This is a genomic window from Pseudomonas fjordensis (genome assembly GCF_976987115.1).
The window spans coordinates 2,790,379-2,812,387 of the sequence record NZ_OZ336860.1 but is presented as its reverse complement, the minus strand read 5'-3'; the positions used below and the strand labels follow the sequence as shown (position 1 = coordinate 2,812,387).

Genomic DNA, 22,009 nt, shown 5'->3' with positions numbered 1-22,009 from the left:
CCTTCTTATTATTTTGAGAGCTCTGCGCCGGCCGATGTGGCAACCCGCACGCCACCCTGCCCCGCGAGGATCAAATTGCCATTGCCTGCCGCCGTGACCGCCGAGAGTGAAATGCGGTCTGGGCGATTGAACACACTGAAGGTCTGGCCGTCGTCATGGCTGACCACGACGCTGCCGCCGTTGCCGACCACGACGATAGAACCGTCCTCCAGCAAGGTCGCACCCGACAGGCCAAACTCCAGCGCACCACGTGCCGCGTTCAATTGGACCTGCTCCCAGGTGCTGCCGAAATCAGTGGAGCGGTAGAGGTTGCCACGCAAACCATACGCCAGCAGGGTCTGTGGCTGTGCGGTGCTGATCACGCCAAACAGTGAACCCTCGTAGGGGCCTTCGAGTTTTTCCCAGGTCTGGCCGTCGTCACTGGAGCGAAACATGCTGCCTTGCTCACCGACGATAAACAGGCCGGCGCCCTTGATCTGGGCGATGGCGTTGAGGTGGTACTGGTCTTCGTTGTCGAGTCGCTCGCTGACGTCGTTCCAGGTTTTGCCGGCGTCGGTGGTTTCGATCAGCGCACCGTAGGCGCCCACGGCCAGGCCGTGGTTGGCGTCGTTGAACCACACATCGAGCAACGGCGCTTCGCGTTTGAGGTCTTGATATTGCTGGGTCCACGTGGCGCCGCCATCGGTACTGGCAAGAATCTGCGCATCATGGCCGACGGCCCAACCGTGCTGATCATCAACGAAAAACACCGCCGTGAGCAGTTGCCGGGTGGGTACTTTGGCTTGGGCCCAGGTGTTGCCCTGGTCATCGGAATAAAGGATATGCCCACGATCACCGACCGCCACCAGGCGCTTGCCCGCGTGAACCACGTCGATCATCAAGCCTTTGGCGGCCTTGGGGGATTCAATCGCAAAGACTGCGGCGGCGGGGGTATCGCTGGCGGCCAGCACCGGCAGCGACAATACGCTGCCAGCGAGCAGCGAGAGCGCTGTGGCCAGCAACGCAACCCTGCGTGCGGCGCGTGGGCGGCAAACAACCCAACCCATGACAGGCTCACTCATAGACCTTTCTCCCATTTATTATTGTTAGGTCGTCTTCTCTGCCAGGACCTTGAAACCTGCAATCTAGAGCGCCTGGAGGAAGCAGGAGCCATCCTATCGGGCTTTGGAATCGTCTGACAATCGGCGCTACGTTATCTTTTGTTAACTGATGGCTGCAAAGCGAAGGGTGAATAGCCGAGCATTCGGCGCAATGATGGCGTTTTAACGTGCGATATCGGAAATTTCGACGGGCCTATTCGGAAACGGCTTACTGGCTGGCCCTTTGCAAGCTGAACCACAATCGGCGCTCAAACCTTCCCTTAAGGACGCGCCAGCCATGAAAACCCCTGCCCTAACCCTATTAGTGTCTTGCCTGCTACTGGTTTCCTGTACGACCTACGATCGAACGTGGGTCAAGGCCGATGCCTCCCGCGAGCAACGCAAGCATCAGCAAGCAGCGTGTGAAGCGGATGCGCTAAGGGCACTGCCCCCCAATAACGTGAGGGCGTCGGCAACGTCCAAACGCTCAACCTGCTCGAGTGACGACAGCACTTGCAGGAAAAAGAATGAACAGACCGACACCGAGTACAGCTATACGGATAAAAACCGCCTGCCTCGGGAAACGTTGATCAAGGACTGCATGTACAAAAATGGTTGGACTCGCACAAAAGTCGAACGGCCGCTGATCAAGTGGTGAGCGATCAGGCGCAATGAATTTTTATTCCATCTATTGAATTTAGAGAATATTTATTCCATTAATAGGCTTCCTGAAAACAATAATCCAAAGGACCACGACGATGCGTGAACTCGGAATCGGCTTGATCGGCACAGGCTTCATGGGCCGCGCCCACGCGCTGGCGTTCAATAACGCGCGGGCGGTATTTGAACTGCCGGTGCACCTCAAGCTGGCCGCCCTGGCCGATGCCGACACCGAGCGCGCCCAGCGTTGCGCCAGCGCCTGGGGGTTTGCCCAGGCCCATGGTGACTGGCAAGCGCTGGTCAACGACCCCAAGGTCGATGTCGTGGCCATCACCACCCCCAACCATTTGCATTACCCCATGGCCATGGCCGCGATTGCGGCGGGTAAAGCCGTGTATTGCGAAAAGCCCCTGGCCGTCAGCCTTGAACAAGCCGATGCCATGCGCCGCGCCGCCCATACCGCCGGGGTGGTGACTCGGGTCGGCTACAACTACCAGCACAACCCGATGATCGTGCTGGCGCGGCAGATGATTGCCCAGGGCGAATTGGGCCAGATCATCAGTTTTCAAGGTGAGTTCAGCGAAGACTTCATGGCCGACCCGAATTCCCCTTGGTCGTGGCGCTGCGACGTGGAGCATGCTGGCGGCGCCCTGGCGGACCTGGGCAGCCATTTGCTGTCGATGGCCCGCTATCTGGTGGGCGAGGTAACCCATGTTTGTGCTGATACCCAGACCGTACACAGCCAGCGCCCCGCCACCGCCGGCAGCCCGACCTCAAAAACCATTGCCGTGGATGACCAGGTGCACGCCCTGTTGCGCTTTGCCAACGGCGCCCGTGGCACGGTGAGCAGCAGTTGGCTCAAGCACGGCTACAAGAACCATCTGAGTTTCGAGATCAGCGGTACCCAAGGCACGCTGGCGTTTGACCAGGAACGCTTAAATGAACTGCGCCTGTGCCGCATCGGCCAGGACGGTTTCCAGCGCCTGCTGGCTGGCCCTGCCCTGCCCGGCTATGCGGCGTTCAGCCCGGCGGCGGGGCATCAGTTGGGCTACAACGAGTTGAAGACGCTGGAGGTGCAGGAGTTGATCATGGCGCTGGCGGGGCAAGGTGCGGATGGCACCGACTTCGAGGCTGCATGGGAGATAGAGCGATTGGCGACAGCGATTCGCGTGGCAGCCCTCGAAGAACGTTGGGTCAAGGTCAGCGCGCACGGGCCACTCAAAAACAGTCAACCCAAAAATTTTGGGGAGGTAGAGGGCACGGTACTTTAAATTAAAGTCAGCTAGTCCGCGAGTGCCTAGGCATCGCGGACCACCGGAAATACTCCTTGTCATATAATACTAGTATCGATAACGAAACGTTTGGCAAAAAATCAAACCAGCCTCGCTAACCTGCTTTTCTGCAAGTAGGCTTACCTCCCAAATAGGAACTCCTGACATGGACGGCACATCCATTAAATTTGGCAAGCCTCTTACTCTCAACTGTTGTGCTGTTTGCACAAACTCCGTCCCCTCAGGCTTTTCAAGTGGTGCAACATTACTAAAATAGTATAACGCGGGCTGGTCGCCGTACCTTTTTAATGGCTGAGCCCCACACAAACCAGCAATGATCAATGCGAGATCTTTCCCGGTAGTCGTACTGGTATCAATCCAAGTTTTGTATTGCTTTCCATAGGCCGGATCATTAGGTGTTGGGCCTGGGATAGTTTTCCCATGCCGCAGGAGCACATAAACATTAACCAAAGTAAGAGCCATAATATACCTTCCTTTTTTAAACGATATACGCAGGGGCTATAAAGAACCCACAATCATTCTTTACAGCCTCGATATTGATGAAAACGGTTAAGGGAAAGTCAATATTCGAGAATGACACAGCCATCTCCCCCCTTGAGCCCTGGAGAGCCGGAATATCCAGTCTGGCTGCTTGAGTTAGCGATACCGCCAACGCCGCCTTTACCACCTTTACCCGCGTTGCTGCACAGACCTAAACTGTCTCCGCCATTGCCAGGAGTTTCTGAGCCACCGTAAAGGCCTCCGCTTTCGCCAACGCCCCCAATCTTAAACGTAGAACAGTTGTTTCCTTGATTCTCCGGGAGGTGGGCAGCGCCTCCGTTTCCGCCATGTCCAGGTTTAGCGGTTGTAAGCCCACCATCGCCGCCGCCGCCTCCACCAGAGCCCCCATCAGCGGAATAAACACCGTCATTTGTATTAACTATGCTTTTTGCGCCGTCCCCTCCATTACCACCCGATGTGCCGAGCTGGGTGTGACTGCCTTTCTTTCCTGCGCTACCCTCGGCGCCGCCGCTACCGACAGTAATGGTGAAGGTTGGATTTGACGCGGTGGATACCGAACACACTAGACCACCACCTGCGCCCCCCCACCGCCACCAGCGCCACGACTTCTCACCAAAAGCCGGTCAAGAGCGCCCCCACCGCCCCCACCCCCGCCGCCACCGCCGATCACAGTGACTTTTACTGTAACTCCTAGTGGGGCGGTGAAGTAATGGGTACCAGGTTGATTATAAACCTGCGTCTCTGCGCGCACGTAAGTTGAAGCCATTACACCACCAAACAATGCGCCAGAAAGCAATAAGGCCGACGATTTTTTGCTCACCATTTAAGAATCTCCATTAAGTGTGCCTCAGGGCACGATTGCAGTGTTAACCGCAACATCCCTGCCACCTAAGTTAAGAGACCTTTCATTCTAAATACACCTGTGAAACCCTGCAGACATCTATACCCATTAGTTATAACCTTAATAACTTAAAACACCAGCACCTCAAAAATCCTCTCATCAAACTCAGCATACAGTTAGCTATCGAACAACCTCCCATTGTCGACACGTACCTTGCGCTGCTTGCGTTTAAGGGTGCGGTATCCCCCCCACTCTTGGGTCTCCGTCACTTTAGATCAACGCAGCGCCCGACGAAGTACTTTGCCCACCGTTGTCTTGGGCAATTCCGTGGTGCGAAACTCCACATACTTTGGCACCTTGTACCCCGTCAGGTATTCCCGGCAATGCGCAAGAATCTGCTCCTGGGTCAGGGTCGGATCCTTGCGCACCACGATGATTTTGACCTTCTCCCCACTCACGGCATCTTCCACACCGATCGCCGCCACTTCTGCGACATCCGGGTGCATCGCCACCACGTCCTCGATTTCATTGGGGTACACATTGAAACCCGAGACCAGGATCATGTCCTTCTTGCGGTCCACCAGGCGGATATAGCCGCGCGCGTCCATCACCCCGATATCGCCGGTGGACAGCCAACCGTCGGCATCCAATACCTCAGCAGTTTCCTTGGGCCGCTTCCAGTAGCCCTGCATCACTTGCGGGCCGCGTACTTGCAGCTCGCCTTGCTCGCCGATGTCAGCCAGCTCGCCGTCTTCGCGCATGAAACGCACCCAGGTCGACGGCAACGGCACGCCAATGCTGCCGGTGAATTCCATCTCGCGCATACGCGAAATATCGATGGGGCTGATGCTCACTACGGGCGAGCACTCGGTCAGCCCGTAGCCTTCGATGATCGGCAGCCCGGTCACTTCCTTCCAGCGCTTGGCCACCGCGGTATGAGTGGCCATGCCGCCAGCAATCACCAGGCGCAGGTCGGAAAAGTCCCGTGCACAGAACTCCTTGTTCTCCAGCAAGCCATTGAACAGTGTGTTCACCCCGGCAATGCCATTGAAGCGCTCCTTGCGCAGGATCATCTGCACGCGCTTCACGTCCCGGGGGTTGGCGATGAGGATATTGCGCCCGCCCAGGCACATGAACATCAGGCAGTTCACCGTCAGGGAAAAGATGTGGTACAGCGGCAGCAAGGTCACGTTGGTTTCCTGCTTGTGCAGGTTTAACTGGTCACCGACCCAAGCCTTGGCTTGCAGCAGGTTGGCAATGATATTGCGATGGCTGAGCATCACGCCCTTGGCATCGCCGGTGGTGCCGCCGGTGTATTGCAAAAAGGCCAGTTCTTCGCGGCCCAGGCTGACCGGCAAATGGTGCATGGCCCTGCCCTGTTTGAGCACCTGGTTGAAACGCAGCGAGCCGGGCAGCCTGAAGGCCGGCACTTGCTTCTGCACGCTGCGCAGAATGAAGTTCATCGCCGCGCCCTTGAAGGTACCCAGCAAGTCGCCAATGGCCGCGACCACCACACGCTTGACGCTGCTGCCCACCATGGCTTTTTCCAGGGTATGCGCGAAATTTTCGAAGATCACCACGGTTTCGGCGCCACTGTCCTTGAGCAGGTGCTTGAGTTCGTGGGCGGTGTACAACGGGTTGACGTTGACCACCACCGCCCCGGCCAGGATCGTGCCCAGCAGGCAGATCGGGTACTGCAAGCAGTTGGGCATCATCAGCGCCACGCGATCGCCCTTCTTCACGCCCTGGCCCTGCAACCAGGCGGCAAAGGCAATGCCCTGGGTGCGCCAATCGGCATAGGTCATTTCCGTGCCGATGCTGACGTAGGCGACCCGCTCACGGAATTTTTCCAGGTGCTCCAGGAACACTTCGCGCAGCGACGGGTAATCCTCGATCCCGGCCTCAATGTCCGCCGGCACGCCGGGCAGGTAAGTGTTCAACCAAATGCGTTCGGTGTGTTCCAGGCTGATAGCGTTCATCGCAGTGTCCTTATTGTTGTGTTTGATAGCGCTACTTTTCGACGATGGCGGTGATGCCCAACCCACCCGCCGCGCAGATCGAGATCAGGCCGCGACCGCCACCGCGTTCGTGGATGGCCTTGGCCAGCGCCGCCAGTTGGCGGCCACCGGTGGCCGCAAAGGGATGGCCGCAGCCCAGTGAGCCGCCGTTGACGTTCATCTTGGCCCGGTCGATGGCGCCCAGAGGAGCGCTCAAGCCGAGTCGCTCGCGGCAATACTGTGGGTCTTCCCAGGCTTTGAGCGTGCACAACACCTGGGCGGCGAACGCTTCGTGGATCTCGAAGAAATCAAAGTCGGCAAAACCCAAGCCTTCACGTGCAAGCATGCGTGGCACGGCGTAAGCCGGCGCCATCAGCAGGCCCTCGGTGCCGTCGACAAAATTCACCGCAGCCGTTTCGCCGGTGCGCAAGTAGGCCAACACCGGCCAGCCATTGGCGGCGGCCCATTCTTCACTGGCCAGCAGCACCACCGAGGCGCCATCGGTCAGGGGCGTGGAATTGCCGGCGGTGAGCGTGCCGTTCTGGCGGTCGAAGGCCGGCGACAAGCCTGCGAGCTTTTCCAGGCTGATATCGGCACGCAGGTTGTTGTCACGGGCCAGGCCGCGATGGGGGCTGATCAGGTCGTCGAAGAAGCCGCGTTTATAAGCCGCATCCAGGCGCTGGTGGCTGGTGAGGGTCAGCTCGTCCTGGGCCAGGCGCTTGATCTGCCAACGCTTGGCCATTTCTTCGCAGTGCTCGCCCATGGACAGCCCGGTGCGCGGTTCGCCATTGCGCGGCAGCAACGGTTTGAACAGCATCGAGGGGCGTACTTTCAACAAGGTTTTGAGCTTGTCGCCCAGGCGTTTGGCGCGATTGGCCGCAAGCAAGGTATGGCGCAAGGATTCGTTGATGCCAATGGGCGCGTCGGAAGTAGTGTCGGCGCCACCGGCAACGCCCACTTCGATCTGGCCGAGGGCGATTTTATTCGCCACCAGCAGCGCGGCTTCAAGCCCTGTGCCGCAGGCTTGTTGCACATCATAGGCCGGCGTTTGCGCGGACAAGGTGGTGGACAACAGCGCCTCGCGGGCCAGGTTGAAATCCCGCGAATGCTTGATCACCGCCCCGGCGGCAAACTCGCCCAAACGCTGGCCATGCAGGTTGTAGCGATCGACCAACCCTTGCAGGGCGGCGACCAGCAGGTCCTGGTTACTGTCGTGGGCATACACCGTGTTGGAGCGCGCAAAGGGAATACGGTTGCCGCCGATAATCGCCACGCGGCGGGTCGGGGCTGGGGTAAAGCTGTAGTCGCTCATTGCTGGCTCTCTTTGCAAATGAATAGCCCGCGCATATGGGGCTTGTCCCCGGCGAAATTGCGCACTTCGAACTCGCGCCGTGGGCCGGTCACGGGGTGGCTCCACAAGGCAACCTGGCCGGGCAGGAAGATCGGCAATTTGAAGTCGCAATGGGCCTCGGCCTGGTCCAGGCCGCCGGGTGGCTGTTGCGCTGCCAATGCGCGGCCCAGGGTCCACATGCCATGGGCGATGGCGCGACGAAAGCCGAAGAGTTTGGCACCGATGATTGAGGTGTGAATGGGGTTGAAATCCCCCGAGACCTTGGCAAAGCGTCGCCCCAGGTCGGCGGGCAGCACCCAACGCTGGGTGCGTAACAGGCCGTCTTCCCGCAGTGGCAGAGGGTCATTCCAGGGTTCACCCACCGGATTGCTGACGTCACGGCGCAAGTACAGGCTGTCGCTTTCCCACACCAGGGTTTCCTGGCTGTAGGCCCGAGTGGCGATGCTCAAGGCCTGCCCTTTCGGATGGGCCACCCAGCGCTCGCAATACACCTCCAGGCGCAGCGCCTGGCCCTCGTGCAGGCGCTGGTGCTGACGAATACGATTGGCCAGGTGCACCATGCCGCTGGCCGGGTACGGGAAGCTCGGCCGGGTCAGCAGCAGCAGGTGCAGTGGGAACGCCAGCACATGGGGATAGGACAATGGCACGCCCTGCTCGCGACGAAAGCCGCACGCCCGTGCGTAAGCGGCGATACCGGCCGGCGAAAGCTCCACCGCGCTGCGCACCAGGCGTGCTGTAGGCAATGGCGGCGCACCGTCGAGCTTGGGTTTGCGCAAGGCGCGCAGGCCGTCGAGCAACAACTGCGTGCGCGACGGCGGTGGGTCGATGATTTGCGTCACGTAGTCCATCGGTCAGGCTCCCAACAGGCTTTGGCCGCACACCCGCACCACCTGGCCATTGACCCCGCCCGACGCCGGATGGGCCAGCCAGGCAATGGTCTCGGCCACGTCGATGGGTTGCCCGCCCTGGGACAACGAATTCATGCGCCGCCCCGCTTCGCGGATCATCAGCGGGATCTTGGCGGTCATCTGGGTTTCGATAAAGCCGGGCGCCACCGCGTTCACCGTGACCTGCCGGGCTGCCGCACGCGGCGCCAGGCCTTGCACCAGGCCGATCACCCCGGCTTTGGATGTGGCGTAGTTGCTTTGCCCCAGGTTGCCGGCGATACCCGAAATTGACGACACGCACACAATGCGCCCGCCGGGGTTCACGCCCTGGCTGTCGAGCAAGGCCTCACTGAGCTGCAACGGTGCTTCGAGATTGACCGCCAGGACACTGCGCCAGGCGGCCTCGGTCATTTTGGCGATGGTCTTGTCGCGGGTGATCCCGGCGTTGTGCACCACCACATCAAAGGCGCCGTATTGGCTGACGTGGGTTTGCAACAGCGCGGCGGTGTCAGCGGCGGTGATATCCAGGGGCAACGCCGAACCGCCTACGCTGGTCGCCGCCTGTTGCAAGGCTTGCTGGGCCTGGGGCACGTCGACGCACACCACATGGGCACCGTCGCGCGCCAGCACCTGGGCAATTGCCAGGCCGATGCCACGGGAGGCGCCGGTGACCAGGGCGCGTTTGCCAGCAAAGGGTTTGTCCCAGTTGACGGCGGCGTGGCCATCGACCGGTTTTTCCAGGCGCACCACCTGCCCTGAGACATAGGCGGAGCGGCGCGACAGAAAAAACCCCAGGCTGCTGTCCAGCGCGTCTTCGGCGCCCGGCGCCACGTACAGCAATTGCACGGTGATCGCGCGGCGCAGCTCCTTGGCCAGCGACCGCACCAAGCCCTCAAGGGCGCGTTGGGCGATGGCCTGGGGCAAGTCGTTACAATGCTCGGGGGCCGTGCCGAGTACCACCACCCGGCCATGCTGGCCGAGGCGTTTGGCATTGCTGTGAAAGAACAGGTAGAGCTCATCCAGCTGTTGCAGGTCGGCCACGCCGCTGGCGTCGAACACCGCGCCTTGCACCTTGACCGTGGACGGCGCCTTGAGCGTCGCCGGGGTCGCGGCGACGGTGTCAGTGGCGCTGAAGATGCGCTGCACCGAGGCCACCAGGCGCCCTGCCCCGGCGATGATCACCGGGTTAGCCAGGCCGGCCTGGCCGCTGCGATGCCGTTGCAATGCCAAAGGTTGCGGCAAGCCAACGGCCTGGGCCAGGCGCCGGCCCCAGGGGGAATTGACGAACGAAAGGTAGCTGTCACTCATAGAGGGTTCCACTCACAACACAGTTCTTGGCTGGTAAACCCGATCAAATGTGGGGAACTGGATTGCCCTCTGTAGGAGCGAGCTTGCTCGCGAAAAACGTCAACGATAACGGGGGCTGCCTGAATGAACGCGGCGCCTGTGAGTTTTTCGCGAGCAAGCTCGCTCCTACAGTTAGGGCAATCCAGTTCCCACGTGGGGGCCGGGTTTCTATTAATTGACCGGGACGCTGCGCCGCTTGGCGACCGGCTCGAGCGCCTGCTTGCGCTGCTGCAGGGCCTCCAGCAAACCAAAGTCCTGGGGGAAGTCATCCACCTGGATACCGTGGTCGGCGTACTCCACATAGCGCGCCAGCAAGGCGTCTTCGTCGTCGCTGATCAAGTCCAGCGCCCGCGCCTTGACGCGCCAATCGGTAAAGGCCGTGGCAGCAATCGGCAGCGGGCCGAGCAGACCTTGCTTGATGGCGGGTTTTAGCCGCGCCTCGATCAACTCCACTTGGGGCAACAAACGGAACCCCAGTTCGCCATACGCCAGCTTGTCGACTTCCGGACGCGGGATGTAGGAATTGGCCAGCAAACGGTCGCGGGTCTCGCCAGGGGTCTGCACCACCTCCGCCACCTGCGCCAACAGGCGGTCCGACGGTTTGCGCAGCGGGATGCCAAACGGAAAACTCAACGTGCGCACCACCGCCGCAGCGGGTTTTGACGGGTAGTTGTCGAGCACTTCGGCCAAGGCTTCATGGGCGCGCAACAACGCGTCCTGGGCCGCCCAGTGCACCAGCGGCAAGTCCGCCTGGGGCCTGCCGTCATCCTCGAAACGCTTGAGCACGCAAGAGAGGATGTACAGCTGCGACAAAATATCCCCCAGGCGCCCGGTGATACTTTCCTTGCGCTTGAGGGCACCGCCCAGCACGCCCATGGAAATATCCGAGATCAGCGCCAGCACCACCGACAGCCGATTGGCCTGGCGGTAGTAGGCCGCCAGCGCCGGGTCGGTCTTGGCCGGCGCCGAAATCAGGCGCCCGCCGGTCAGAGCATGCACCGCTGCGCGTACGGCGTTGGCCACGACAAAACTCACATGGCCGAACATCGCGCTGTCGAAGTCTTCCAAAGCCTTGCGTCGGTCGGGGTTGTGCGCCGCTTCCATCTCGCGGAACACGTAGGGATGGCAACGAATCAAGCCCTGCCCAAAGATGATCAGGCAGCGAGTCATGATGTTCGCGCCCTCCACCGTAATGGCGATGGGGCTTTGCTGGTAGGCACGGGCAAGGAAGTTATTGGGGCCCATACAGATGCCTTTGCCGGCGACGATGTCCATACCATCGTTGACGATGATCCGCGCCCGCTCGGTGACGTGGTACTTGGCAATGGCCGAGATCACCGAGGGTTTCTCGCCGGCATCCAGGGACGCCACCGACACCTTGCGCACCGCATCACACGCATACAGATGCCCGGCCATACGCGCCAATGGCGCCTGCACACCTTCGAACTTGCCGATGGGCAGGCCGAATTGCTTGCGCATCGCCGCATAGGCGGTGGTACCGCGCACCGCCACTTTACCCAGGCCGACGTTGGCCGATGGCAGGGAAATCGCGCGGCCTGCCGCCAGGCATTCCATCAACATGCGCCAGCCGTTGCCGATTTGTTCGCGACCACCGATCACCCACTCCAAGGGAATGAACACATCCTTGCCGGTTGTTGGGCCGTTCTGGAAGACCGCATTCAACGGCCAGTGACGCCGGCCGCTGTTCACCCCTGGATGGGAGGTGGGGATCAACGCACAGGTAATGCCCAGGGAACCTGGCGCGCCAAGCAAGCCCTGCGGGTCTTCGGCGCGGAACGCCAGGCCCAGCACCGTGGCAATCGGGCCGAGGGTGATGTAACGCTTGTCCCAGGTCACTTTGAAACCCAGTACTTCCTCGCCCTCATGCATACCTTTGCAGACGATGCCCAGGTCGGGGATCGCGCCTGCATCGGAGCCGGCATACGGGCTGGTCAAGGCGAAACACGGGATGTCTTCACCGCGTGCCAGGCGCGGCAGGTAGTAGTTTCGCTGGGCGTCGGTGCCGTAATGCAGCAACAGCTCGGCCGGGCCGAGGGAGTTGGGAACCATCACCGAAATCGCTGCCGCCGAGCAGCGTGTCGACAGCTTCATCACTACTTGGGAATGGGCGTAGTGGGAGAAGCCTTTGCCACCGTACTGCTTGGGAATGATCATGCCGAGGAACCCGGCCTCCTTGGTGTACTGCCAGCCTTCGGGGGACATGTCCTGCCAGACTTGCGTGGTTTCCCAGTCGTTGGCGATGTCGCACAGGGTTTCGACTTCGTTGTCGAGGAAGGCTTGCTCCTCGGCGCTCAGGCTGGCCGGCGCGGCTTGCAGCAGACGCTGCCAGTCGGGTTTGCCGCTGAACAGCTCGGCATCCCACCACACGGTGCCGGACTCGATGGCCGCCCGCTCGGTGTCGGACATCGCCGGCATGATTGTACGAAACAGGCCCAGGGCCTTGGTGGTCAACAGTTTGCGGCGCAGGGGTTTGATTGCCAGCACCACGGCGGGCAGCACCACCAGCACCGCCGCCAGGGTAATGCCCGGCACGGCCACCACGTTGAACAGGTAACCCGCCGCCAACCAGACCAGGCCAGCGCCCAGCCACAAGGTGGCGGCGGCTTGTCGATACGCCAGGGCAATCGCCGCGGCGAGACCCACCAATAACCAGATAAGCATGGGGATACCTCTACTTGATTCGGGGCGTGGCAAACGCGTGGGCAGCTCGATATGAACTGCGGCTGAAAACCACACTACAAACTTCAAAGATCAAATTCAAATTTTGTTTTGAAATTTTTATTTAATCAATAAGCCAAAAAAAACACGGCTGAATGCCTCAGCCTGTTATCACCGACACACATCACAGCTATGTAGAAGGACGCACCTCGGAGGAAGGCTGCAAGATGCGCTTGCCGCCCTCCGCCATCGTCCTCAGGCCCCGTCAGAACGCATAAGTCGCCGACAAACTGACCACATCACCCGAAGACTCGGCCTTGCCATCCAGGCTTGCGCCGCCCAGCCGGTCGATGTTTTTGGTCTTGAGATTGACCTTCTGCACGAACTGATGGGAATAGGCCACATCCAGGCTCAAGCCCTTGACCGCCTTCACATCGTAGCCAGCCCCCAGCGAAAGGAATGTACGGTCGCCATCGGGGATGCGTGGATCTCGGGTGGAGTTACGTGTAGGCGTCTGGTCGATAGCCACGCCGGCACGCAAGGTCAGTTCATCGGTCGCACGGTAGTCACCACCCAGGGAGTACATCCAGGTGTTTTTGTAGTTGTAGGGAATAGAGACAATGCGCATGTCGCCGGAGTCGAGGGTCAGGTCCTTGAACGACGACCATTCGGTCCACGTGACGCTGGCACCCAGGGTCAGGCGATCGTTGAACTGATGCACCCAATCCAGGCCCGCCGTGGCAGGAATATCCAGTTGAACCTTTGCATGCGCACCGTTGGGGGCCAATTCCAGGCCAGGGTAGGCGGTGTTGACCAACGTACCGTTGCCCCCGAATGGGCTGGGTTGGGTCATGAGGTTGTAGGAAAACTGGTCGGCGTACAGGTTGTACTTACCCGTCATCTTGTTTTTGATCTTGGCGTGGTAATTCAGGCCAAGGGTGTCGCGCTCGGTGGGTTTCCACACCACGCCGGCAAACCAGCCAGTGGAAATATTGTCGACCTTGACCCGCATCAGCGCATGGCCCACGTCTGAGGGGAAGTTGATCCCGCCAAGCTCGGAGTCCGACACTGCCGCAGCGGACAACAGGTCGACGTTCTGGCTGACGAAGCCCTTGCTGTGCTGCACGATCATGCCGCCCCCAACGGAGAACTGGTCGTTGACTTTAAACGACAGCGAGCCCGTCAGCCCGACGGTTTCGATTTTGGTATCCACGGCAAAGTCGCGCAGTTTGGAGTCTTCATTCCAGGTGGAGCGCATGCCCTGTGGCACCACTTGGCTCAAGCCGAAGGCAAACCGGTCGCCCAAGGGCATTACCATGAAGCCGGTGGGCAGCCAGGCCGTGAAGCCGCCCTGGCCACCGTCGTTGTTATTGACAGTGGTTGCGGCGCCATCGGGAAAACCATTCTCGTCCAACGGCGTACTGGAAATCGGGTTGCCGGCGTAATCCGAGGCACTGCCCTTGTACTTGATCTTGATGCGCGCATAGTCGACCGTGAATTGCGCAACATTGTGTTCGACAAACGCCATGGCGGCCGGGTTGTTGTAAGCCGAGCTCGGGTCGTTCTTGAACAACGAGCCGCCGGCAAACGCCCTGCCCCAACCAGGTGCGCCGTAGGTCGGGGTTGAAAAACCGCCAGCCTGTGCAGGCGCGATGAAGGCGGTTACCCCTCCCATCAACGCCAGCCCCAGCAAAACCTGCACGTGTTGTTTCTTATTATTCATGCGGCACTCCTTTTTGTTATCCCTGTGAACCGGCCTCGCCCGTTCGTCTTGCTGCCCGGCACTGCCTGAACTGGCGCCCGGTAAAGGCGCCAGTCTTTCAGCAGGTGATCAACCCAGTGTTCCGACCGGCCATCAAGGCACGATGGTGAAGGTTGGGCTTGGGGTCACGCTCAGGCTCACCACGGTGCAGCTGCCGCTGAGCCCTTGGTTGGCCGCCGTCAGCACCCCACCGCTGTAGCCCACGGTGATGGTCGATGGGCCACAGTTAGAGGCTGGGTACAGGACCGAAGAGGCGATGGTATAGCCGACATTGGCGACCGAACCTGCCGCTGGGCCGGTGGCGGTCAATGTCCATGGCAACCCGGTGATTTTTGGCAATGCGCAAAGGCCGCTACCGCTCACCGTCACCCCGGTGATCTTGGCCACCCCAGTGGCGTCGACGTTGCCGGTAAAGTTGGCGGTGCAGTTAACGGTGGCCTGATAGGACGACGGTGACTTCACCGAAATAGTGCCAGGCGCCGTAAAGTTCGAATTAACCGGCGTGATGCTGTAGGCATTGGCCATGGAAGCAGCACCCATGCAAACAGCCAAGGCAGAGAGCGACACGAGAGTTTTCAAGCTTTTCATTGTTTTTCCTCACATGTTATGGCGATTCATTTCGCCAGGGGTAATGGCCATGATCGAGAGGTCACGGTGAAACTGCAGAACTTCCCTTTCCAGCCAAATTTCAATGCATGTACCGCTACAACAGTCGGAGCGTGTTATTCGACAACTTTGAAGTTGGGCGGCATCTTGATCGACACCGTCTTGATCTTGCAGTCTTCGCCAATCGCCACATCGCTGGCTTCCAACTTGCCGGTGGCGTTATCCCAGGTACCGTCGGCCGTCGAAGGCCCGCACTTGCCGCCCAGGCCAAAGGCATGCACATCCACGCTGATCTTCGACATGGAGCCGCTTTTTGTGTCTTTGGCGATTAACACCCAGGGCAAGTTGATGGCTTCGACACGGCTGCACTTGAGGCCACCGTCGAACTCGACTTTGTCCACATTCACCGACGAACCATCGGCTGCAACCTTGCCGGCCACCTTGATGGTGCAATCGGCACTGATGAGCTTGCCTTTGGAGAAGCTGATAGGCCCCTGGGCGGTGAAGGCACTGCCAGCGGGTTCGATACGCGCAGCCTGGGCCTGGTGATACACAATCAGGCCGATGGCCGCTAACAGGATGTGGGCGGTGAACTTGGCAGAACTTTGCATGGTGTACGTCCTTCCCTTGAAATTATTGTTGTAGGGTCAAACCAGGTTCTTGCACTCAATACTCCGGGCGATCAGAACCTGCGCGATACACAGATCCCGAGTACACCCTGAGGGCTTACTTCATCTCAAAACGGCTTGGCACTGCCGCTGTACTTTTCCAGGTACTTCAAGCGTTTTGACGGTTGAAGATTGGTCAAGTTGATATCACCGGCATAGTGATTCAGTACGCGATGGTCCATGCGACGCCGCCACAAGTACGGCACATACGCCCAGACAATCATGCTGGCGTAGCCATACGGAAGTTGCGGTGACTCATCAAAGTGACGCAGCGACTGATAACTGCGCGTGGGGTTGGCATGGTGATCGGAGTGCCGTTGCAACTGGAACAGGAAGATATTGGTGACAATCCGATTACTGTTCCACGAGTGACGCGGCGAGCAGCGTTCATAACGGCCATTGGGCAACTTCTGGCGCTTGAGGCCGTAATGCTCGACGTAGTTCACCACTTCCAGCAACGAGAACCCGTAGATGCCCTGGATAATCAGGAACGGAATCACCGCCGCCCCCAGCCAGGCAATCATCGCGCCCCACAACACCACGCTGTACATCCAGGCGCTGAGCACGGCGTTTTTCCAGTGCAGGGCCGGCAGGCCGAGTTTGCGCAGGCGTTCGCGCTCCAGGTTCCAGGCCGACACGGCGCTGAACCACACCGAACGCGGCAGGAATGCCCAGAAACTTTCACCGAGGCGCGAGCTGGCCGGGTCTTCCGGCGTGGCGACCCGTACGTGATGGCCACGGTTATGTTCGGTGTAGAAGTGCCCATAGAACGTCGGCGCCAGGGTGACCTTGGCCAGGAACACTTCCAGGGGCTTGGGTTTGTGCCCCAGCTCATGGGCGGTATTGATGGCAATACCCGTGGCGGCACCGGTGGACATCGCCATGCCCACATAGGTCAACCAGCTGATTTCACCGTGAAGTTCAGTGCGTGCGGTGATGAACGCGGCGGTCTTGGCCAGCCAGCTTGAGGGTTCCAGAGTGGCCGTGGCCTGCAACAGGCCGCCGTTGATGATCCAGTCGATGCCGCCTGCGGCGAGCCAACCGGTGATGACCACCGAGGCAATCACAAACAGCACGCCGGTGTAGACGATCCAGCGATAGTAGCGTTGGGATTCAAGGTGGCTGACCGCAGATTCGGGCGGGTTGCTGACGTCTTCGCCGAGCAGGCCGTCAATCAGCGGGATCAAGCCGAAGATCACCAGCACACCCACCCACCACAGTTGTTGCACGCCTGTGGTGATGGCCAGGGCGCCGGAGAGCAAAGGAGTGGCCAGCGGCATGATGCCGAGCCACCACAGGTGGCGTTTGCCGTCGGCCCACACGGTCGCAGCTGTCAGCGTCTGGTTCATGGCAGCCTCCGAACACATTCGGTAGGCAATGCGGCAGCGATGCGCTGACTGCCGCGAGAAATCATGCATGCGATAAAAGGCGTTTTTTTCATTATTTTATTCGCTCTTAGGCATTTCAAAAATAATTTCAAATTACACATTGAAATAATTTTTTTAAATAAATAGCGCGGAATCGTTAGGTCGTCAACTAGTTTCTCCAGCCCTTTTTACCGTGACCGAGCAGTCTCTTTTCAGCCATTGGGTCAGGTATTCAGGGCAGGCATCGACACCAATGAACCGCAGTCGAGTGGCACTGTTATTTGCTCGCCAAAGCTACAGATGGCTGTAACTGCCTGACGTTTTCACCGGGTCGAACCCGCTTGGCCACCTGCTCCACCAGCGCCGCCACGCGCTCGGTGGCGGTGATCGGCAACATATGCCCGCGGCCTTCGATCACCTGCATTTTCAGCCCTGGCACCTTGCTGGCCAGGGCCTGGCCGTGTTTCTGGAAGTCGAGCACCTTGTCTTGCGCGCCGTAGATCAGGCCGATGGGCAGCGTCAGTTGGGGGTAACGCTTGACCATCTCCGGCAGGTGGTCGTTGACCCGGTTGATCTCGGTGGACGCGGCGTAGAAGTTGTCGGGGCGCATGCCCAACAAGCCGCCGCCACGGCTGGCGAAGTCTGGCGGCGCAGGGTCCGGGGCGAACACGCCCTTGACCACCGAGTCTTTGGTCAGCAGGCCGATGGGCAGGGTCAAGGTGTGGGCCACCCAGCGCCGCAGCCAGGCCGGGCGCACGGCCAGAGACAGGAAAACCAGCGGCAGCATGCGTTGGGGGTGAGTCAAGGGCGCAACCAGCACCAACCCGGATACCGCATGGGGATGGTCGAGTGCCAGCGCCAGGGCAATCGCGCCGCCCAGGGAGTGCCCCAGCACCAGCGGTTTGTCCAGGTCCAGCGTCTTGATAAAGGCCGCGATTTGTCGCGCCTGGGCAGGCAAGTCTGCCGGCGTGCCGCTGTGCCGGGTGGAATAGCCTGAGCCCGGCCGGTCGAGGCTGATAACCCGAAAGTGCTCACGCAACTGGCCGGACAAGGTATAGGTCAAGTTGCGACTGCTGCCCATCAGCCCGTGGATCATCACCAGCGGCGGGCCCTTGCCCTCTTCGACATAATGAAAGCGCTCGCCGTCCACCTCGACGAAGCGCCCGTTGATTGGCACGGTCGCTTCAATGCGCCGCGTCATCCAGGCACTCAAGCCCCATAACGCCGCGCTGGCGCCCACCAGCACACCCGCAGCGACAACCCACTCCACAGCCATAGCTCGGTCCTCTGCTTCCCTGCTGCTGGCGACCCGACCGGAATTGGCCTGGCCTCAGCCATCGTCCACACCCTGGACCTGAACTTCATGCATACCACGTTCGTCCGTCGGACAAATCGCTCATGCGCAACAAGGTCCTAGCGTAGGCGAATTTTTCAGGTAGATTATTTAAAATCTTTTTTAAAATAATTAATTCAATTTTCCTTTGCAATGGTGTTTTATCTAAAAGACAAAACAAAAACAGGAGCACATCCGATGCCCAAGCGTTTTATTGACGAGGCAGCCCTATGAATGCCCCCCGTGACTCAATCGACATCGCCATCATTGGCTCCGGATTCGCGGGCCTGTGCATGGCGATCAAACTCAAGCAAGCCGGGCTCACCGACTTCTTTGTTGCCGAACAGGCCCAGACCCTCGGCGGTACGTGGCGCGACAACCACTACCCAGGTTGCGCCTGCGACGTGCAGTCCCATGTGTATTCGTTTTCCTTCGCGCCCAACCCGAGCTGGACGCGGCAGTTCGCGGCGCAACCCGAGATTCGCGCCTATCTGGAAGACTGCGCCAAGCGCTTCGAGCTGGCGCCCTACCTGCGCTTCGGCATGGGCCTGCAACGTGCGGTGTTTGATGAACAACAGCAGCGCTGGCAGCTGACCTTCAGCGACGGCCGCCAGGTCAGCGCACGGGTGCTGGTGTCGGGCATGGGGGGCTTGTCACGCCCGGCCATGCCGGATATCCCAGGGCTGGACAGTTTCAAGGGCAAGCGCTTCCACTCCCAGCAGTGGGATCACGAGTATTCTTTGAAGGGTAAGCGCGTGGCGGTGATCGGCACCGGTGCCAGCGCCATCCAGTTCGTGCCGCAGATCGCCCCGCAGGTAGCGCACCTGGACCTGTTCCAGCGCACACCGCCGTGGATCATGCCCAAGCCCGACCGCCCGATTACCGCCGCCGAACGCTGGCTGTTCAAGCACGTACCGCTCACCCAAAAGCTGGTGCGCGCTGCGCTTTACTGGGCACTGGAAGGCCGCGTGGTGGGCTTTGCCCTGCATCCGCGCCTGATGAAAATGGTGCAGAAAATCGCCCTGCGTCACCTGCGCAAACAGGTGGCCCGCCCTTCCCTGCGCAAAACCCTGACGCCGGACTACACCATCGGCTGCAAGCGCGTGCTGATCTCCAACGATTACTACCCGGCGCTCTCGCGCAGCAATGTCGAGGTGGTCACCGACAGCGTGCTGCGCATCGAAGCCGACGGCGTGATCACCGCCGACGGCATCAAGCACCCCGCCGATTGCCTGATCTTCGGCACCGGTTTCCAGGCCAGCGACCCGTTGCCCCGTGGCTGCATCATCGGCCGTGACGGCATCGACCTGATGGACACCTGGCGCGATGGCGCCCATGCCTATAAAGGCACCACCGTGCCGGGCTACCCGAACCTGTTTTTGATCGTCGGCCCCAACACCGGCCTGGGGCATAACTCGATGATCCTGATGATTGAGGCCCAGGTGGCGTACATCCTCGATGCCCTGAAACACATGCAGCGCCAGCGCATCACCACGGTGGAGGTCAAACCTGCCGTGGAGCACGCCTACAACCAGCAGTTGCAGGACAAGCTCAAGCGCACCATCTGGAACACCGGCGGCTGCCAGAGCTGGTACCTCGACCCGCGCACCGGCAAGAACACCACGCTGTGGCCCGGCTCGACCTGGCGCTTCAAACAGGTCACCCGGCATTTTGCCCTCAAGGACTACAGCGTCAGCCAGGCGCCGGCGCCCGCCCTCCCGCGTGCGGTTGCAACGCCCCACTCCACCACAGAAGGCAGCCTGTCATGAAGTCATTCAACGGCCGCGTCGCGGCGATCACGGGCGCGGCTTCCGGCATGGGCCGCGCACTGGCCTTGGCCCTGGCCCGGGAAGGGTGCCACCTGGCGCTGGCAGACAAAAACAGCCAGGGCCTGGAACAGACCCAGGACCTGATCCGCGCCTCGACTTTGTCGCCGGTTACCGTCACCACCCAGGTGCTGGACGTCTCCGACCGCCAGGCCATGCAGGCGTGGGCAGCGCGTTGTGCGGCCGAGCACGGCCAGGTCAACCTGGTCTTCAATAATGCCGGGGTGGCGCTGTCGAGCACCGTCGAAGGGGTGGATTACGCCGACCTGGAATGGATCGTCGGCATCAACTTCTGGGGCGTGGTGCATGGCACCAAGGCGTTCCTGCCGTACCTCAAGGCCAGCGGCGACGGGCATATCATTAATACGTCCAGCGTGTTTGGCCTGTTCGCCCAGCCGGGCATGAGCGGCTACAACGCCACCAAGTTCGCCGTGCGCGGTTTCACCGAAGCCTTGCGCCAGGAACTCGACCTGCAACGCTGCGGCGTGTCGGCTACCTGTGTACACCCCGGTGGCATTCGTACCGATATCTGCCGCAGCAGCCGCATCGACGCGAACATGACCGGTTTTCTCATCCACAGCGAGCAACAAGCCCGCGCCGATTTCGAAAAGCTCTTCATCACCGACGCCGACCAGGCCGCCAACGTGATCCTGCAAGGCGTACGCAAAAACAAGCGCCGCGTGCTGATTGGCCGCGATGCCTATTTCCTCGACCTGCTCGCCCGTTGCCTGCCAGCGGCCTATCAGGCGCTGGTGGTGTTTGCCAGCAAACGCATGGCGCCCAAGCCGCGCACGCCAGTGTTTGAAACCAACGACGAGCCCCGACTCTGAACAGGAGCACGCAGCATGTTGCCGATCCGTCGCGATATCCGTTTTGCCTTGCCTGCCGAGCGCATCAAGAACTGGCACGAACAAGGGCCTGTGGTCAGCCATTTCTTCAATGCCTTGTCGTTGCTGTTTCCCCAGGGCGAGCTGTTCTTCATGGACAGCGTGCGCCACTACCGTGGGCAGATCGACGATGCCGAACTGAAAAAAGAGATCCAGGGGTTTATCGGCCAGGAGGCCATGCACAGCCGCGAGCACGTGGCCTACAACGATTTGCTGCAAGCCGCCGGCCTACCAGCGCACACCCTCGACCGACGCTTGAAGTTCTTCCTCGACCTGCAGAAAAAACACCTGCCGCCGTCGTTCAACCTGGCGGTGACCATCGCCTTGGAACACTACACCGCGATGCTCGCGGAAATCCTGCTGAGCGACCCGTCGCGCTTTGGCGACTCACTCAAGGGGTACCAGCAAATGTGGTACTGGCACGCACTGGAAGAAACCGAACATAAAGCCGTGGCGTTCGATGTGTGGAACACCGTGATCAAGCCAGGGCCTGCGCGTTACCTGCTGCGCACCGGCACCATGCTGACCACCAGCGTGCTGTTCTGGGTGGTGGTGCTGGATTTTCACGTGCGCCTGTTGATTGCCGACCGCACTTCGGGTGGCACGCTGAAGGGGCTGTGGCGCATGGTTAAATTCTTGTATGGGCCCAAAGGCGTGTTTCCACGGATGTTCCGGCCGTGGCTGCATTACTTCAAGCCGGGCTTTCATCCCTGGGATCATGACAACCGGGCGCGGTTGGCGGGCATTGACCGGTTGGTCGAAGAGATAGAGCGTACACGCCGAAGTTATGAGTCGGCCTAGTGTCAGGGATTAATCCTGCCGTCTGTAGGAGCGAGCTTGCTCGCGAAAAACGTCAACGATGACGCGTGCTTCCTGAATGAACGCGGCGCCTGTGAGTTTCTCGCGAGCAAGCTCGCTCCTACATA

General features: G+C 60.3%; 18 protein-coding genes. 5 read left to right on the top strand and 13 right to left on the bottom strand.

Going from position 1 to position 22,009, the window contains the following annotated elements; all coding sequences use genetic code 11:
• Positions 1-8: 8 nt before the first annotated feature.
• Positions 9-1,046: a WD40/YVTN/BNR-like repeat-containing protein gene (locus tag ACWHXD_RS12680; protein WP_138762637.1), complete on the bottom strand. Its 1,038-nt coding sequence runs from the start codon at positions 1,044-1,046 to the stop codon at positions 9-11.
• A gap of 331 nt (positions 1,047-1,377) precedes the next feature.
• Here ACWHXD_RS12680 and ACWHXD_RS12675 point away from each other — a divergent pair, with 331 nt between their 5' ends.
• Together ACWHXD_RS12675 and ACWHXD_RS12670 are read left to right on the top strand one after the other, a co-directional pair.
• Complete coding sequence (locus ACWHXD_RS12675) at positions 1,378-1,737, top strand: hypothetical protein (protein ID WP_202877252.1); 360 nt, start codon at positions 1,378-1,380, stop codon at positions 1,735-1,737.
• 100 nt (positions 1,738-1,837) lie between these two features.
• Positions 1,838-3,010 (top strand): Gfo/Idh/MocA family protein, encoded by a 1,173-nt coding sequence (locus ACWHXD_RS12670; RefSeq protein WP_238344570.1) that lies wholly within the window; start codon positions 1,838-1,840, stop codon positions 3,008-3,010.
• Positions 3,011-3,079: 69 nt separating this feature from the next.
• Here ACWHXD_RS12670 and ACWHXD_RS12665 read toward each other — a convergent pair whose 3' ends face one another.
• The 12 genes from ACWHXD_RS12665 to ACWHXD_RS12610 form a co-directional block, all read right to left on the bottom strand.
• Positions 3,080-3,493: a hypothetical protein gene (locus ACWHXD_RS12665; RefSeq protein WP_138183577.1), complete on the bottom strand. Its 414-nt coding sequence runs from the start codon at positions 3,491-3,493 to the stop codon at positions 3,080-3,082.
• 229 nt (positions 3,494-3,722) lie between these two features.
• Positions 3,723-3,941, bottom strand: a complete 219-nt coding sequence (locus ACWHXD_RS12660; protein ID WP_032892153.1) for a hypothetical protein — start codon at positions 3,939-3,941, stop codon at positions 3,723-3,725.
• 707 nt (positions 3,942-4,648) lie between these two features.
• Positions 4,649-6,352 (bottom strand): AMP-binding protein, encoded by a 1,704-nt coding sequence (locus ACWHXD_RS12655; protein ID WP_138763560.1) that lies wholly within the window; start codon positions 6,350-6,352, stop codon positions 4,649-4,651.
• 31 nt (positions 6,353-6,383) lie between these two features.
• Complete coding sequence (locus tag ACWHXD_RS12650; RefSeq protein WP_138763559.1) at positions 6,384-7,682, bottom strand: acetyl-CoA C-acetyltransferase; 1,299 nt, start codon at positions 7,680-7,682, stop codon at positions 6,384-6,386.
• Positions 7,679-8,569, bottom strand: coding sequence for a MaoC/PaaZ C-terminal domain-containing protein (locus ACWHXD_RS12645; protein WP_138763558.1), 891 nt, complete (start codon positions 8,567-8,569; stop codon positions 7,679-7,681). The genes ACWHXD_RS12650 and ACWHXD_RS12645 overlap by 4 nt, the downstream gene beginning before the upstream one ends.
• A gap of 3 nt (positions 8,570-8,572) precedes the next feature.
• Positions 8,573-9,916 carry a 3-oxoacyl-ACP reductase gene (locus tag ACWHXD_RS12640; RefSeq protein WP_138763557.1) on the bottom strand — a complete coding sequence of 448 codons (1,344 nt, stop codon included), beginning with the start codon at positions 9,914-9,916 and terminating at the stop codon, positions 8,573-8,575.
• Between the two features lie 210 nt (positions 9,917-10,126).
• The gene (locus tag ACWHXD_RS12635; protein ID WP_499084064.1) at positions 10,127-12,637 is read right to left on the bottom strand and encodes an acyl-CoA dehydrogenase; all 2,511 of its coding nucleotides are present in this window, start codon (positions 12,635-12,637) and stop codon (positions 10,127-10,129) included.
• Between the two features lie 262 nt (positions 12,638-12,899).
• A complete protein-coding gene (locus ACWHXD_RS12630) occupies positions 12,900-14,357 on the bottom strand; it encodes an outer membrane protein transport protein (RefSeq protein ID WP_098951775.1) in 1,458 nt (485 codons plus the stop codon).
• A 132-nt stretch (positions 14,358-14,489) separates the two neighbouring features.
• Positions 14,490-14,984: an alkane oxidation protein activator PraB gene (praB, locus tag ACWHXD_RS12625; RefSeq protein WP_003190764.1), complete on the bottom strand. Its 495-nt coding sequence runs from the start codon at positions 14,982-14,984 to the stop codon at positions 14,490-14,492.
• A 134-nt stretch (positions 14,985-15,118) separates the two neighbouring features.
• Complete coding sequence (praA, locus tag ACWHXD_RS12620) at positions 15,119-15,613, bottom strand: alkane oxidation protein activator PraA (RefSeq protein ID WP_098951779.1); 495 nt, start codon at positions 15,611-15,613, stop codon at positions 15,119-15,121.
• 125 nt (positions 15,614-15,738) lie between these two features.
• Positions 15,739-17,019 carry an alkane 1-monooxygenase gene (locus tag ACWHXD_RS12615; RefSeq protein ID WP_138763555.1) on the bottom strand — a complete coding sequence of 427 codons (1,281 nt, stop codon included), beginning with the start codon at positions 17,017-17,019 and terminating at the stop codon, positions 15,739-15,741.
• A 295-nt stretch (positions 17,020-17,314) separates the two neighbouring features.
• Positions 17,315-18,313, bottom strand: coding sequence for an alpha/beta fold hydrolase (locus ACWHXD_RS12610; protein WP_138763554.1), 999 nt, complete (start codon positions 18,311-18,313; stop codon positions 17,315-17,317).
• A gap of 287 nt (positions 18,314-18,600) precedes the next feature.
• On the opposite strand from ACWHXD_RS12610, the gene ACWHXD_RS12605 reads away from it, so the two are divergent.
• Genes ACWHXD_RS12605 through ACWHXD_RS12595 form a run of 3 tightly spaced genes read left to right on the top strand, consistent with a single transcriptional unit; the run spans position 18,601 to position 21,884 of the window.
• Entirely contained in the window at positions 18,601-20,139 is a 1,539-nt protein-coding gene (locus ACWHXD_RS12605; protein WP_138763553.1) for a flavin-containing monooxygenase, read from the top strand.
• Positions 20,136-21,026, top strand: a complete 891-nt coding sequence (locus tag ACWHXD_RS12600; protein ID WP_098951786.1) for an SDR family NAD(P)-dependent oxidoreductase — start codon at positions 20,136-20,138, stop codon at positions 21,024-21,026. Before ACWHXD_RS12605 ends, ACWHXD_RS12600 begins: the two co-directional genes overlap by 4 nt.
• A 15-nt stretch (positions 21,027-21,041) precedes the next feature.
• Positions 21,042-21,884 (top strand): metal-dependent hydrolase, encoded by an 843-nt coding sequence (locus ACWHXD_RS12595; protein WP_003190755.1) that lies wholly within the window; start codon positions 21,042-21,044, stop codon positions 21,882-21,884.
• The last annotated feature ends 125 nt before the right edge of the window (positions 21,885-22,009 follow it).

What these genes read in the sequence shown, in the direction of transcription:
- ACWHXD_RS12680 (WP_138762637.1), bottom strand. Translation starts at nt 1,046, where the DNA reads ATGGGTTGGGTTGTTTGCCGCCCACGCGCCGCACGCAGGGTTGCGTTG.
- ACWHXD_RS12675 (WP_202877252.1), top strand. Translation starts at nt 1,378, where the DNA reads ATGAAAACCCCTGCCCTAACCCTATTAGTGTCTTGCCTGCTACTGGTT.
- ACWHXD_RS12670 (WP_238344570.1), top strand. Translation starts at nt 1,838, where the DNA reads ATGCGTGAACTCGGAATCGGCTTGATCGGCACAGGCTTCATGGGCCGC.
- ACWHXD_RS12665 (WP_138183577.1), bottom strand. Translation starts at nt 3,493, where the DNA reads ATGGCTCTTACTTTGGTTAATGTTTATGTGCTCCTGCGGCATGGGAAA.
- ACWHXD_RS12660 (WP_032892153.1), bottom strand. Translation starts at nt 3,941, where the DNA reads ATGACGGTGTTTATTCCGCTGATGGGGGCTCTGGTGGAGGCGGCGGCG.
- ACWHXD_RS12655 (WP_138763560.1), bottom strand. Translation starts at nt 6,352, where the DNA reads ATGAACGCTATCAGCCTGGAACACACCGAACGCATTTGGTTGAACACT.
- ACWHXD_RS12650 (WP_138763559.1), bottom strand. Translation starts at nt 7,682, where the DNA reads ATGAGCGACTACAGCTTTACCCCAGCCCCGACCCGCCGCGTGGCGATT.
- ACWHXD_RS12645 (WP_138763558.1), bottom strand. Translation starts at nt 8,569, where the DNA reads ATGGACTACGTGACGCAAATCATCGACCCACCGCCGTCGCGCACGCAG.
- ACWHXD_RS12640 (WP_138763557.1), bottom strand. Translation starts at nt 9,916, where the DNA reads ATGAGTGACAGCTACCTTTCGTTCGTCAATTCCCCCTGGGGCCGGCGC.
- ACWHXD_RS12635 (WP_499084064.1), bottom strand. Translation starts at nt 12,637, where the DNA reads ATGCTTATCTGGTTATTGGTGGGTCTCGCCGCGGCGATTGCCCTGGCG.
- ACWHXD_RS12630 (WP_098951775.1), bottom strand. Translation starts at nt 14,357, where the DNA reads ATGAATAATAAGAAACAACACGTGCAGGTTTTGCTGGGGCTGGCGTTG.
- praB (WP_003190764.1), bottom strand. Translation starts at nt 14,984, where the DNA reads ATGAAAAGCTTGAAAACTCTCGTGTCGCTCTCTGCCTTGGCTGTTTGC.
- praA (WP_098951779.1), bottom strand. Translation starts at nt 15,613, where the DNA reads ATGCAAAGTTCTGCCAAGTTCACCGCCCACATCCTGTTAGCGGCCATC.
- ACWHXD_RS12615 (WP_138763555.1), bottom strand. Translation starts at nt 17,019, where the DNA reads ATGAACCAGACGCTGACAGCTGCGACCGTGTGGGCCGACGGCAAACGC.
- ACWHXD_RS12610 (WP_138763554.1), bottom strand. Translation starts at nt 18,313, where the DNA reads ATGGCTGTGGAGTGGGTTGTCGCTGCGGGTGTGCTGGTGGGCGCCAGC.
- ACWHXD_RS12605 (WP_138763553.1), top strand. Translation starts at nt 18,601, where the DNA reads ATGAATGCCCCCCGTGACTCAATCGACATCGCCATCATTGGCTCCGGA.
- ACWHXD_RS12600 (WP_098951786.1), top strand. Translation starts at nt 20,136, where the DNA reads ATGAAGTCATTCAACGGCCGCGTCGCGGCGATCACGGGCGCGGCTTCC.
- ACWHXD_RS12595 (WP_003190755.1), top strand. Translation starts at nt 21,042, where the DNA reads ATGTTGCCGATCCGTCGCGATATCCGTTTTGCCTTGCCTGCCGAGCGC.